The sequence below is a fragment of the Cellulomonas sp. SG140 genome, assembly GCF_025770785.1.
Lineage (GTDB): Bacteria > Actinomycetota > Actinomycetes > Actinomycetales > Cellulomonadaceae > Cellulomonas.
Map to the genome: position 1 here is coordinate 288,823 of NZ_JANZLA010000005.1, position 12,329 is coordinate 301,151.

Here is a 12,329-nt window from a genome sequence, read left to right on the forward strand (position 1 = left end):
CTCACCGGTCCGACCGCCGCAACGAGTTCACGGTGCGGACGGTTCCACCCGTCGCGAACGCCGGCGGGCGGCGCTGCGTACCGGGTGGTCGGCCGGTGGGTCAGGCCGGGTCCGGCGCCTGGTCCAGGTCCTCGGCGTCGACGATCGTGTACGAGTAGCCCTGCTCGGCGAGGAACCGCTGCCGGTGCGCGGCGAACTCCTGGTCGACGGTGTCCCGCGCGACCACCGCGTAGAAGTGCGCGGTGCGCCCGTCGCCCTTGGGCCGCATGATGCGGCCGAGGCGCTGGGCCTCCTCCTGGCGGGAGCCGAACGACCCGGACACCTGGATGGCGACGGACGCCTCCGGCAGGTCGATGGAGAAGTTGGCCACCTTGCTGACGACGAGGGTGGTGAGCTCGCCCGTGCGGAAGGCGCCGAACAGCCGCTGGCGCTCGCGGACGGTGGTCTCGCCGGTGATCAGCGGGGCGTCCAGGTGCTCGGCCAGCTCGTGCAGCTGGTCCAGGTACTGGCCGATCACCAGGGTCTGCTCGCCGGCGTGCCGGCGCACGATGCGGTCGACGACGGCGTTCTTGCCGCCGGCGGTCGCCGCGAGGCGGTACTTGTCCTCCGGCTCGGCGGTGGCGTACGTCATCCGCTCGTGGTCGGGGAGGGTCAGCCGGACCTCCGTGCAGAGGGCCGGGGCGATGTAGCCCTGGGACTCGATGTCCTTCCACGGTGCGTCGAACCGCTTGGGGCCGATCAGGGAGAACACCTCGTCCTCACGGCCGTCCTCGCGGACCAGCGTCGCGGTGAGGCCCAGCCGACGACGCGCCTGCAGGTCCGCCGTCATGCGGAACACCGGCGCGGGGAGCAGGTGCACCTCGTCGTAGACGATCAGGCCCCAGTCGCGGGCGTCGAGCAGCTCGAGGTGGCTGTACACGCCCTTCCGCTTGGTGGTGAGCACCTGGTACGTGGCGATGGTGACGGGCCGGATCTCCTTGCGGGAACCGGAGTACTCGCCGATCTCGTCCTCGGTCAGCGTGGTGCGGGCCACCAGCTCGTCGCGCCACTGCCGGGCGCTGACGGTGTTGGTCACCAGGATCAGCGTCGTCGTCGACGATCGGGCCATCGCGCCCGCGCCGACCAGCGTCTTGCCGGCGCCGCACGGCAGCACCACCACGCCGGAGCCGCCGTGGAAGAACCCGTCGATCGCCTGCTGCTGGTACGGCCGCAACGACCAGCCGTTCGTCTCGAGCGCGATGTCGTGGTGCTCACCGTCGACGTACCCGGCCAGGTCCTCCGCCGGCCAGCCGAGCTTCACCAGCACCTGCTTGAGGTGCCCGCGCTCGGACGGGTGCACCACCACGTCGGTCTCGTCGAGCCGGGCGCCGAGCAGGCCGGCGGTCCGCTTGGACCGCATCACCTCGGCCAGCACCGCCTTGTCCAGGGCGTGCAGCACCAGGCCGTGCACCGGGTCGGACACCAGCTGCAGCCGCCCGTAGCGGGACATCGTCTCGGCGACGTCGACCAGCAGGGCGTGCGGCACCGGGTAGCGGCTGTACAGCAGCAGGGTGTCGATCACCTGCTCGGCGTCGTGGCCCGCGGCACGTGCGTTCCACAGGCCGAGCGGTGTCAGCCGGTAGGTGTGGACGTGCTCGGGGGCGCGCTCGAGCTCCGCGAACGGGGCGATGGCCCGACGGCAGGCGTCGGCGAGGTCGTGGTCGACCTCGAGCAGCAGCGTCTTGTCGCTCTGCACGATCAGGGGGCCGTCGGTCACTGCGCTCCTTCGGGTGCTGCCTCGGGTGCCTGCGTGCTGGCCGGCTGGGCCCGGTGCACCGAGGCGATCCGGTGCACCGCCACGGTCAGCTCGGCCTCACGGGCGGGGTCCACGGCGCGCAGGCGTCCGCCGTCGACCCGGACCGGGACCAGCAGCCGGCGGTCCAGCTCGCCACGGGCACCGACCAGCTCCACCCACACGGGGGTGCGCTCGTCGGCCGCCTCGCGCAGCAGCAGCAACGCCAGCGCCGGGTCGGCTGTTCCGTCCGGGACGTCCGCACGGTCCGGCGCCGGTGCGGGAGCCCGCACGTGCACCGGTGCTGCGGTCCCGGTCCCGGGGTCGGCCGTTGTCGGTGCAGCCGCCGCCGGCGTGGGCGTCGCGCCGGCCGCCGGGCTCGCCGGCTCGAGCGCCGGCGGGTCGGCGACGAGCTGCGGGACGGCCTCCTCGGCCCTCCGCAGGCGTGGGACCAGGGCGGTCGCGCGGGCCAGCGCCGAGCGCTCGTCGTCGGACGCCGGCTGCGCCTGCGCGCGCGACGGCCGCACGCGCACCCGCAGCGGCGCCGCCTGCGCGTGCACCACGGAGCCGTCCGGCCCCTCGAGCACCGGCGCCAGCCCACGCTCGCGCAGCGCCTCCACCAGCTCGGCTGGCGGCACGGCTGCCGCGAGCACCGTCGGCGCCAGCAGGACCAGGCCGAGCGAGGCGAACCGGGGGTCGTCGGGCAGGCCGGCCAGCAGCGCGGGGTCGTCGGCGCGCAGGTAGGCCATCGCCGCGCCCGCCCGCAGGCGGCCGTGCCGGCGGGCCGCGTCCCGCACCAGGTACTCCAGCGGCTGTGGCACGTGCCCGCGGGACACCGCGGCCAGCTCGCCGAGCAGGTCGTCGGCCGTCGCGCCGGCGTCCAGACCCGCGCGCAGCGACTCCGGGGTGAAACGCACGGTCAATGCGCCCCCGCGGGACTCCACCGTCGCCGTCCGGGCCAGCAGGGCCTCGAGGCGCGGCGACGGCCGTCCCGGCACGATGCCGGTCAGGTCCGCCTGGAGCACCAGCTCGTCCACCGTCTCCGGCAGGTCGGCGGCGAGGGCGGCGGCCGGCGCCGCGGGGTCGTCGGTCAGCAGCGCCCGCCCCGCCGGGGACAGCGCACCGGCACCGCTGACCCCGAGGCGCGCCGCCTCGGTCAGCAGCCCGCGGACCACCGCCTCGGGGGGCACGGACCGTGGCGCCCGCCAGCGCAGCACGTCCAGCACGCCGCCGGCGCCCGGGCCGAGGCCCTCCGGGGCGGACGCCAGCACCTCGAGCACCGTTCGCCGCACGCGCGGCGCCCACCGGCGGTGCAGCTCGGGGTCCAGGGCGGAACGGGCGGTGCCACGGTCGTCGCGGGTCCCGACGAGCCACGGCGTGCGCATCGTGTCCCGCCAGGCCGTGGCGAGCGCCGCCCACCGCTCGGGCAGGCTGCGCGCCGCCCAGCCGTCGACCAGGTCGGTCGGCACGAACGCCGGCGGGTCGCCGCCGTCGTCCACCACCAGGCCGGCCGCGGCCGCCAGCTCGGCGACGAACGCCGCCTCGTCCTCGTCCACCTCCAGCCGCTGCGCCAGCCGGCGCAGGTCGCGCACGCCGAGGCCGCCGGCGCGCAGCACCGTCGGCGGCGTGCGTCCCCACGCGTCGACCAGCACGCCGACCAGGCGCACGATGCGCTCCGCGGCTGCTGCCGACTCCGCGCCGACCAGCGACGCCGGCCAGCGTCGACCGACGCCCGGCACCGGCTCCCGGGCGACCTCCGGGTGGGTCCGACCACCGCGCAGGGCGAGGGCGACGGTGCGCGGCAGGACGACGTGCCGGGCGTCCGTCGCCCGCAGGGCGCCCCGCCGCACCAGCCACGCGACCGTGCGGCCGGCCGCCGTCGACGGTTCGGGGGCGATCCCGACCGGTGGTCCCCACGCCAGTGCCTCGAGGACGGCGCGGGCCCCGGCCGGTGCCTCGGCGAGCAGCGCGTGCACGTCCGCCGGTGGCGGGGGCACGCCGGGACGGGCGGGCGTCGCCGTGGGGGCGGCGAGGCCGGCAGGGTAGGGGCCGAGCACCTCGGCGAGCCCGGGGCTGGGGTGCAGGCGACCCGAGTCGTCGGTCCAGACGAGCGCGCGCGCGACGGCGTCGTCCAGGGCCCGCCCGACGAGCGCGCGGTCCTCGACCGCCGTGCCCGCGACCGCGCTCAGCACGTCGTCCCTGGTCGGTGGCTCCTCGGCCGCGAGCGCGACGACCGCCTCGAGCGCCTGCAGCACCGCGGCGTCGACGGCGGCGAGCGCCCGTTCCAGGCTCATCCGCGAGGTCGCCCGCACGGCCAGCGACGCGAGCGTCGCGGGTGACGGGCTGCCCAGGTCCGGCCGCAGGCGCAGCAGCGTGACGAGGTCGTCGTCGGTGCGCGCGCGCAGCTGGTCGGTGAACGTGGACATCCGCACCACGATACGCACGTGCTGGTGGTCACCCCTCGGGCGGCCGTCGCCGCGGGAGGCGCGGCGGCCCGCCCGCGACGGCGCTGCCCCCTGCCGCCGGAGGCCGCCGTCGAGCATGATCGGCGGCGGGTGGACGTCCGCTCCGCCGCACGGCCGGCACGGGAGGGCGTCATGGCGGCGAGCCGCACACGGGTGGTGGTGGCCAGCACCGCCGGGATCTTCGTCGAGTCGCTGGACTGGACGATCTACGGGTTGCTGGCGCCGTACTTCGCCGGCCAGGTGTTCCCGGGCGCCGACCGCGTGACGCAGGTGCTCGGGGCCTATCTCGTCTTCGCGGCCGGGTTCGTCGCCCGCCCGCTCGGGTCCTTCCTCATGGGGCGGATCACGGACACCCGGGGCCGGCGCGCGGGTCTGCTCGCGTCGGTCTCGCTGATCGCCCTCGGCTCGGCGATCATCGCGCTCGTGCCCACCCATGCCGCGATCGGCGCGTGGTCCGCGGTGGTCGTGGTCGCCGCCCGGTTGCTGCAGGGCATCGCGATGGGCGGTGAGGTGGCCACCGCCGCGACCTTCGTCGTCGAGTCCGCGCCGCCCGAGCGGCGACACCGCTACGGCGCCTTCGCCTACTCCGGCGACGCGTTCGGCACGCTCGCCGGCACCATCGTGCTGGCGGTGCTGGTCGGGGCGCTGGGCGTCTCCGGCGTGCAGTCCGGTGGCTGGCGCATCGCCTTCGGGGTGGCCGCAGCGTGCGGGCTGCTGGCGCTGTGGATCCGCACCGGCGTGCCGGAGACGCCGGTGTTCGAGCAGGCCCGTGCCGCCGGACCGGTGCCGGTGCGGCCCCTGCTGCGGGCGCACCGCGGGCGGATGCTGCTGGCGTTCATGCTCACCATCGGCTCCACCATGGGCGTCTACTTCGGTTCGGTGTACCTGCCGGAGTTCGCCCAGCACACGGGCCGGTACACGGCGGACCAGGCGACGGCCGTGCAGCCGATCGCCCTCGTGGCGCTGGTGCTGGCGATGATCGCGTCCGGGTTCCTCGCCGACCGGTTCGGGCCGCTGCCCGTGATCCGCGCCGGGTTCACGGCCGCCGCGGTGCTCGTCGTCCCGCTGATGCTGGGGCTGGCGCACGGCTGGCTCCCCTACGCCGTCGCCGGACCGCTGTTCACCGCCGGGGTCGGGCTGCAGCTGGGGGTCACGCCGGTGGCAGGCGCGCGGCTGTTCCCGGTGCCTATCCGGGCGGTCGCGCTCGGCGTGCCGGCCGGTACCGCGATCGCCCTGTTCGGCGGCACGTTCCTCTACGTGGCCGAGTGGTTGATCGACCACGGCGCGTTGGGCTGGGTTCCGGTGTATGCCGGGATCGGGCTGACCGTCTCGGCGGTCGGCTCCTGGCTGGTGCACGAGCGGCTGATGTACCCGGTGGACACGTTGGCGGGCACGCTCGCGGGGGAGCGCGCGGCGCAGCGCCCGACGACGGCACCGGTGACGACGACGGAGGAGCTGGCATGACCCTCGACCGGACCACCCTCACCACCCTGCGCACCGAGGCGGCCGCGCAGCTGCCGGACGTCGTCGCGCTGCGGCACGCCCTGCACCGCGTGCCGGAGCTCGGGCTGCGCCTGCCGAAGACCCAGCAGCTGGTGCTCGACGCGCTCGACGGCCTGGACCTGGAGGTCACGACCGGCACGGCCCTCGACTCCGTGGTGGCGGTGCTGCGCGGCGGCCGTCGGGGCCCGGCTGTGCTGCTGCGCGGCGACATGGACGCGTTGCCGGTCACCGAGGACACCGGCGAGGAGTTCACGTCGCAGCACCCCGGCGTGATGCACGCCTGCGGCCACGACCTGCACGTCGCCGGGCTCGTGGGGGCGGCCCGCCTGCTGGCCGCCCGCCGCGGGGACCTGGCCGGTTCCGTGGTGCTGATGTTCCAGCCGGGGGAGGAGGGCGACGGCGGCGCCCGGATCATGATCGAGGAGGGCGTGCTCGACGCCGCCGGCTCCCGGGTGGTGGCCGCCTACGGGCTGCACGTGATGGCGTCGCTGGTGCCGGCCGGCGGGCTGGTCAGCAGGCCGGGGCCCATCCTGGCGGCCGCCGACGAGGTGCGGATCACCGTGCTCGGTCGCGGCGGCCACGGCTCGATGCCGCACCTGGCGGCCGACCCGGTGCCGGTCGCGGCCGAGCTGGTGCTGGGCCTGCAGGCGATGGTCACCCGCCAGTTCGACGTGTTCGACCCCGTGGTGCTCAGCGTGGGCCGGCTCGAGGCCGGCACGGTGAACAACGTCATCCCCGACACGGCGACCATCGCGGCGACCGTGCGCTCCTTCTCCACCGTCAGCCGCGCGCGTGCCGAGGAGTCGATCCGGCGGCTGTGCGAGCACACCGCGGCCGCGCACGGCATGGCGGCGCGCGTCGAGTGGCTGGCCGGCTACCCGGTGACGATCAACGACCCGCTCGAGTTCGACCGGGCCTCCGAGCTCGCACGGGGGCTGGTCGGCGACGACGGGTTCGCGGTCGCACCGCAGCCGATCCCGGGCTCGGAGGACTTCTCCTACGTGCTGGAGCAGGTGCCGGGGGCGTTCCTCGGCCTCGGCGCCACCCCCGCCGGCACCGACCCGGCGACGGCTCCGTACAACCACTCGCCGCAGGCGCGCTTCGACGACCGGGCGCTCGCCATCGGTCCGGCGATCCTGGCCGCGCTGGCGATGGACCGCCTGGCGCAGGGGTGACGGGTAGGTCCGCTCAGCGGCCGGCGTGCCGGACGCACGTCGTGGCGGTGGGTCGCACGGCCAGCCGCTCGGCCGGGATCGGCTCACCGCCGACCGCGCAGACGCCGTAGGTGCCGTCGGCCAGCCGCGCCAGTGCGGCATCGACCTCGGCCAGGGCGACGCGCGCGTCGTCGGCCAGCGCCTCCAGCTGGGCGCGCTCGAACGCGATCGTCGCGCCCTCGGGATCGTGCTCGTCGTCGACGTTCGCGCCCCGCGCCGCGTCCACCACGTCCGACCGGCTCGTCGTCACCCCGGCCAGCCGTGCCTCGACCGCCGCGCGCAGGCGCAGCAGACGCCGGCGCGCCTCGTCGTCACCCTCGTCGCCGGCCGGCCTCACGCAGCCCAGCACAGCACGCCCGGGCCGACTGCGCCGCTGCGTCGTCGTCCTCACTGCGGCCCCGTGCAGGTGACCAGCGCGGTCCGGGGCGAAAACGCTGGGGCGCGGCCGGTAGCCTGGGCTCGTCTGTGTTCTTACGAGGCGAGGGGTGTTCCGTGCCCACCGGCAAGGTCAAGTGGTTCGACGCCGAGCGTGGTTTCGGTTTCATCGCCAGCGATGACGGCGGTGAGGTGTTCCTGCACGCCTCCGCGCTGCCCGCGGGTGTCACCGCACCCAAGCCCGGCACCAAGGTGGACTTCGGCGTGGCCGACGGGCGACGTGGCCCGCAGGCCCTGTCCGTGACGCTGCTCGACCCGGTCCCCTCCGTGGTCAAGGCGCGGCGTCGGCCGGCCGACGAGATGGCCGTGGTGGTCGAGGACCTGATCAAGGTGCTCGACAAGGTCGGCAACGACCTGCGCCGCGGCCGCTATCCCGAGAAGGAGCGCGCCACGAAGTACGCGCAGCTGCTCCGGGCGGTCGCCGACGACCTCGAGGCCTGACGTGGCGGCCACCAAGGACGCCGTCCTCGAGCGCGCGGTCGACCTCGCTCGCGAGGTGGCGGTCGAGCTCGCGGAGGACCCGGCGGACGTCGGCGAGTACCTCGGCGCGGTGCAGGAGGCGGAGCGCCTGGTCGCGCACCGGTTCGCCAGCCTGGCGCGCGGCTACCGCGGCTGGGAGTGGACGGTCACGGTCGCACGCGTGCCGCGCGGCCGGGTGGCGACGGTGTGCGAGGCGGAGCTGCTGCCCGGTGCCGACGCGATCCTGGCCAAGGCGTGGGTGCCGTGGTCGCAGCGGCTGCGTCCCGGCGACGTCGGCCCGGGTGACGTGCTGCCGTTCCGGCCGGACGACCCGCGCCTCGAGCCCGGGTGGACCCCCACGGGTGACGACGAGCAGGACGGCGTCGCGATCGACGAGCTGGCGCTGGCCCGCGTGCGGGTCCTCTCGCCGGTGGGCCGGGAGGAGGCCGCCGAGCGGTGGTACCGCGGCAGCCGTGGACCGACGTCACCGGGTGCGCTCGCCTCGGCGGCAGCCTGTGCGACCTGCGGGTTCATGGTGCCTGTGCAGGGTGCGCTCGGTCAGGTGTTCGCCGTGTGCGCCAACGAGTGGTCGCCGGACGACGGGCGCGTCGTCAGCCTCGACCACGGCTGCGGTGCCCACTCGGAGACGGACGTGGAGCAGCCGCCGAGCGAGTGGCCGGCCCCGGACCCGCTGATCGACGAGTCGGCGCTCGAGGTCGTGGAGCTGGCGCGCACGCACGTCTCCGCGCCGGAGTCGGCGGCCGGGCCGGAGCAGGCGCCCGAGCCGGAGCAGGAAGCCGTCCTCCCGACGGAGCCAGAGGCCGTCGTCTCGACGGAGCCCGACCTGGAGCCGGAGCCTGAGCCTGAGGTCGCACCCGTGACCGAGCCGGAACCGGAGACGCAGCCCGAGCCGCAGACCGAGCCTGAGCCGGCCACGCCGCCCGAGCCCGTCACGGACCCGGAACCGGTGACCGAGCCCGAGTCCTGACCGCCCCGGCGTCCTCGTCATGACCGTCGACGCCTTCGACACCGCACGCCTGCGGGCGGCGGTGCTCACCGCCTGGCGCTCCTCACCGGCACGCCTGCGGGAGGACGCCAACACCGAGGAGGACCACGCCCGCGGCTACTACCGCGACCGCGTCGTCGTCGAGCTGGCGCAGAACGCCGCGGACGCCGCGACGCGCGCGGGGGTGCCCGGCCGGCTGCTGCTGCGGCTCGACCACGCGGACGACGGCACGGCGGTGCTGGTCGCGGCCAACACGGGCGCGCCGCTCGACGCCGTCGGCGTCGCGTCCCTCTCCTCGATGCGGGCGTCGGCCAAGCGTCCGGAGGCCGGTCTCGCGCACACGGGGGTGGTCGGACGGTTCGGCGTGGGCTTCGCGGCTGTGCGGGCGGTGTCCGACGAGGTGGACGTGCTGTCCACCAGCGGCGGGGTGCGGTTCTCGCTGGCCGACACCCGCTCGGCGCTGACCGCCGCGGCACAGGCGCTGCCCGAGCTCGAGCAGGAGGTCCGTCGTCGGGACGGGTCGTTGCCTGCCCTGCGGCTGCCGTGGCCGGCGGAGGGCCGGCCGCCGCTGGGCTACGACACCGCGGTGGTGCTGCACCTGCGCGACGAGGTGGCGGCCGACGAGGTGCGCGGCCTGCTGGACGAGGTGGACGACGCCCTGCTGATCGCGCTGCCGGGGCTCGTCGAGATCCTCGTCGAGGTCCCGGACGCCGCGCCGCGCCGCATCGCGGACGTGACGGAGCGCTGGGTGCTGTCGAGCGCCGAGGGTGAGGTACCGCTCGCGCTCGTGGCCGGCCGGCCTGTCGAGGAGCGGTCGGCGCGGTCGTGGCGGGTGACGTGGGGTGTGCCGCGCGCGGCCGGATCGGGCGGTCCGCAGCGGCCGGTGACGTGGCGGCACGTCGTGCACGCACCGACGGCCACGGACGACCCGATCACGGTCCCCGCGCTGCTGGTCGCCACCCTGCCGCTGGACCCGACACGTCGGCACGTCGCGCTGGGGCCGCTCGCCGACGCGGTCCTCGAGCACGCCGCCGAGGCCTACGCCCGGCTCGCCGAGCTGCTCGCGCAGGACGGTCACGAGCCGCTGGCCCTGGTCCCGGTCGGCCTGCCCGCCGGTGCGCTCGACTCCCGCCTGCACCAGCACCTGGTGACCCGGCTGGCCGGAACCCCTCTGCTGCGGTCGGCGGGCGGTGCGCGACTGGTGGCACCGGACTCCGCGGTCGCGGTGGACGGGCCGCAGGGCGTGGAGACGGCGCTCGGGCGGCTGGTGCCGGGCCTGGTGACCGTGCCGGTCGGGCTGGCGGCCCAGGCCCGGACCCTCGGCGTCGACCTCGTGCCGCTGTCCGACCTGGTCGAGGGCCTGCCGGCGGTGCGCGACGCCGACTGGGCGGCGGTGTACGCGGGGCTGGACGCCGTGGCGTCGGACGGCCGGACCCGAGAGGCGCTCGCGGGGCTGCCGGTGCCGCTGGCCGACGGACGAGTCGTGCGGGGGCCGCGCGGTGCGGTGCTGCTGCCCGCCGGGGCGGCCGACCGGCTGGAGCCGACCACGCTGGAGTCGCTGGCGCGCTGGGGCCTGCGCGTGGTGGATCCCGGCGCCGCACACCCGCTCCTCGAGCGTCTCGGCGCCACCGCGCCGGACCTGGCTGCTCTCCTGGCGCACGACGCCGTGCGGCTGGCGGTGCTGGCGCAGGCCGACGACGACGACCTCGACGTCGCGGACGAGGTGACCGACGCCGTGCTCGACCTGGTCGGCGCGGTGCTGGCCGACGGCGGCCGGCCGCCGACGGCACCCTGGCTCGGCCTGCTGACGCTCCCCGCCGCCGACGGTGAGCCGACCCCCGCCCACGGCCTGGTGCTCCCCGGCTCGGCGGCCTCGCACCTGCTCGACGACCGCGTGCTGGCCCCGGTCGACGTGGCGACGGTCGAGCGCTGGGGTGCGGAGGCCCTCACCGCGGTCGGCGTCCGTGCCGACCTGGTGCTGGTCCCGGTCGACGGCGTGCTGGCCGATCCCGCCGCGCTGGACCCCGAGGCGACGGACGCCGCGACCCTCGCCGCGCAGTCGCTGGACGCCTGGCCCGACTACCTCGCGGACCTCGGCGAGCACCTCGGTCCCGGTGCGTACGTGGGCGACCTGGTGGCCGTGGCCGATCTCGACGCGGTCGCCGACGACTCCTGGCCGGCGGTGCTGGACCGCCTCGCCGGCGAACCGGCGCTGCGTGCGGCGCTGCTCGACCCGGTGCGGGACGAGCACGGCCGCCGCGCAGAGCCCTACACCGCCTGGTGGCTGCGCACGCGCAGCGGACTGGTGACCGGCGGCCCGTTCGCGTTGCCGTCGGGCGCGGACGAGGGCGCGACCGCGACGAGCCTCGAGCCCGACGGCACGGGACCGTCGGCGCCGTCGCGCACCCCGGTCGACGACGCGGTGCGCACGCTGCTGCCACCCGTCCCGGAGGCGCTGGCCGAGGTGGACACCGCCGTGCTGCGCGTGCTCGGCGGGGTGGCCACCCTCGCCGAGCTCGACGCCGACGGCTGGGTGCCGGTGCTCGACGGCCTGCCGAGCGGTCGTGGCGTCGACCCGGCTGTCGCTGTGACCGTGTGGCGCGCCCTCGCCGCACTCGCGGGCGCCGACGGGCCGCCGGTGGCGCCGGAGCGGGTGCCGGCACTCGTGGCGGCCGACCGGGTGGCCGCCGTCCACGTCGAGGACGCCGCCGTGGCGGACTCGCCGCAGTGGCTGCAGAGGGTGGACGTCGCCGCGATGGTCCCGGCCCCGCCGACGCAGGCGCTGGCGCTGGCCGGTCTGCTGGACCTGCCGCTCGCCTCCGACCTGACAGCGGGCGAGGTGGACGAGGACGACGCGGTCGAGCAGCCGGTCCCCGTCGCCGCACGGGCGCTGGTGGACGGACCCAGCACCTGGTGGGAGCACGAGGACCTGCGCGTCGACGGTGCGGCGGTGGACTGGTGGGTGGACGCCGACGGCGGTCTGCACGCGACCACGCTGGCCGGGCTGGCCGCCGCGCTGGCGCAGGTCAGCGGGCGGTGGTCGAGGCGATGGGCGCTGGAGACGGTGCTGACCGAGCCGGGTCGGGCGGCCGAGGTGCGCCTCGGCGAGGCGTCGGAGTCGGGCCCGGCCTGACGGCCGGCCGTGTCGACCCGCCCGGGCGGATCAGCCCTGGTCGCGCCGCATCCGGCGGCCCAGCGCGTCGTGCCGTCCGGCCCATGCCCGCCCCGCCACGCCCAGCACGAGCCCCGTGACGCACACCGCGACCGGCGTCCACCCGGTGCGCCCGAGGGCGGCCAGCACGACGGTGACCAGCAGCCCGACCGCCCACAGCACCATCCCGCCGAGCGCCACCCGGGCGAGGTCCACCTCGAGCGGCCGGGTCGGCGCCGACGGGTCCACGGGCTGCGCGGGCTGCTCGGTCGGCACCGTCCGACCCTATGCCGCCGCGCTCGTGTTACGGCTGCGTGAACCCTCT

General features: G+C 76.5%; 9 protein-coding genes. 5 read left to right on the forward strand and 4 right to left on the reverse strand.

What is annotated here, in order from left to right:
- Positions 1-100 precede the first annotated feature (100 nt).
- Positions 101-1,756: a DNA repair helicase XPB gene (locus tag N0B34_RS11765; protein ID WP_263731579.1), complete on the reverse strand. Its 1,656-nt coding sequence runs from the start codon at positions 1,754-1,756 to the stop codon at positions 101-103.
- Complete coding sequence (locus N0B34_RS11770) at positions 1,753-4,197, reverse strand: helicase-associated domain-containing protein (RefSeq protein WP_263731580.1); 2,445 nt, start codon at positions 4,195-4,197, stop codon at positions 1,753-1,755. The genes N0B34_RS11765 and N0B34_RS11770 overlap by 4 nt, the downstream gene beginning before the upstream one ends.
- Positions 4,198-4,368: 171 nt before the next feature.
- On the opposite strand from N0B34_RS11770, the gene N0B34_RS11775 reads away from it, so the two are divergent.
- The gene (locus N0B34_RS11775) at positions 4,369-5,700 is read left to right on the forward strand and encodes an MFS transporter (RefSeq protein WP_263731581.1); all 1,332 of its coding nucleotides are present in this window, start codon (positions 4,369-4,371) and stop codon (positions 5,698-5,700) included.
- Positions 5,697-6,914 (forward strand): M20 metallopeptidase family protein, encoded by a 1,218-nt coding sequence (locus N0B34_RS11780; protein ID WP_263731583.1) that lies wholly within the window; start codon positions 5,697-5,699, stop codon positions 6,912-6,914. The genes N0B34_RS11775 and N0B34_RS11780 overlap by 4 nt, the downstream gene beginning before the upstream one ends.
- A 13-nt stretch (positions 6,915-6,927) precedes the next feature.
- Here the strand turns inward: N0B34_RS11780 and N0B34_RS11785 are convergent, their stop codons facing one another.
- A complete protein-coding gene (locus N0B34_RS11785) occupies positions 6,928-7,290 on the reverse strand; it encodes a TraR/DksA family transcriptional regulator (protein ID WP_412175733.1) in 363 nt (120 codons plus the stop codon).
- Between the two features lie 155 nt (positions 7,291-7,445).
- Between N0B34_RS11785 and N0B34_RS11790 the strand changes: the two genes are divergently transcribed.
- Genes N0B34_RS11790 through N0B34_RS11800 form a run of 3 tightly spaced genes read left to right on the forward strand, consistent with a single transcriptional unit; the run spans position 7,446 to position 11,986 of the window.
- Positions 7,446-7,829, forward strand: a complete 384-nt coding sequence (locus tag N0B34_RS11790; RefSeq protein WP_263731584.1) for a cold-shock protein — start codon at positions 7,446-7,448, stop codon at positions 7,827-7,829.
- A 1-nt stretch (position 7,830) separates the two neighbouring features.
- Positions 7,831-8,835, forward strand: a complete 1,005-nt coding sequence (locus tag N0B34_RS11795) for a DUF3027 domain-containing protein (protein ID WP_263731585.1) — start codon at positions 7,831-7,833, stop codon at positions 8,833-8,835.
- 19 nt (positions 8,836-8,854) lie between these two features.
- Positions 8,855-11,986: a sacsin N-terminal ATP-binding-like domain-containing protein gene (locus tag N0B34_RS11800; protein WP_263731586.1), complete on the forward strand. Its 3,132-nt coding sequence runs from the start codon at positions 8,855-8,857 to the stop codon at positions 11,984-11,986.
- 30 nt (positions 11,987-12,016) lie between these two features.
- Here N0B34_RS11800 and N0B34_RS11805 read toward each other — a convergent pair whose 3' ends face one another.
- Positions 12,017-12,280 (reverse strand): DUF2530 domain-containing protein, encoded by a 264-nt coding sequence (locus N0B34_RS11805; RefSeq protein ID WP_263731587.1) that lies wholly within the window; start codon positions 12,278-12,280, stop codon positions 12,017-12,019.
- Between the last annotated feature and the right edge of the window lie 49 nt (positions 12,281-12,329).

Excerpts from the sequence above, each read along its gene's own strand:
- N0B34_RS11770 (WP_263731580.1), bottom strand. The coding sequence starts at position 4,197 with ATGTCCACGTTCACCGACCAGCTGCGCGCGCGCACCGACGACGACCTC.
- N0B34_RS11775 (WP_263731581.1), top strand. The coding sequence starts at position 4,369 with ATGGCGGCGAGCCGCACACGGGTGGTGGTGGCCAGCACCGCCGGGATC.
- N0B34_RS11780 (WP_263731583.1), top strand. The coding sequence starts at position 5,697 with ATGACCCTCGACCGGACCACCCTCACCACCCTGCGCACCGAGGCGGCC.
- N0B34_RS11800 (WP_263731586.1), top strand. The coding sequence starts at position 8,855 with ATGACCGTCGACGCCTTCGACACCGCACGCCTGCGGGCGGCGGTGCTC.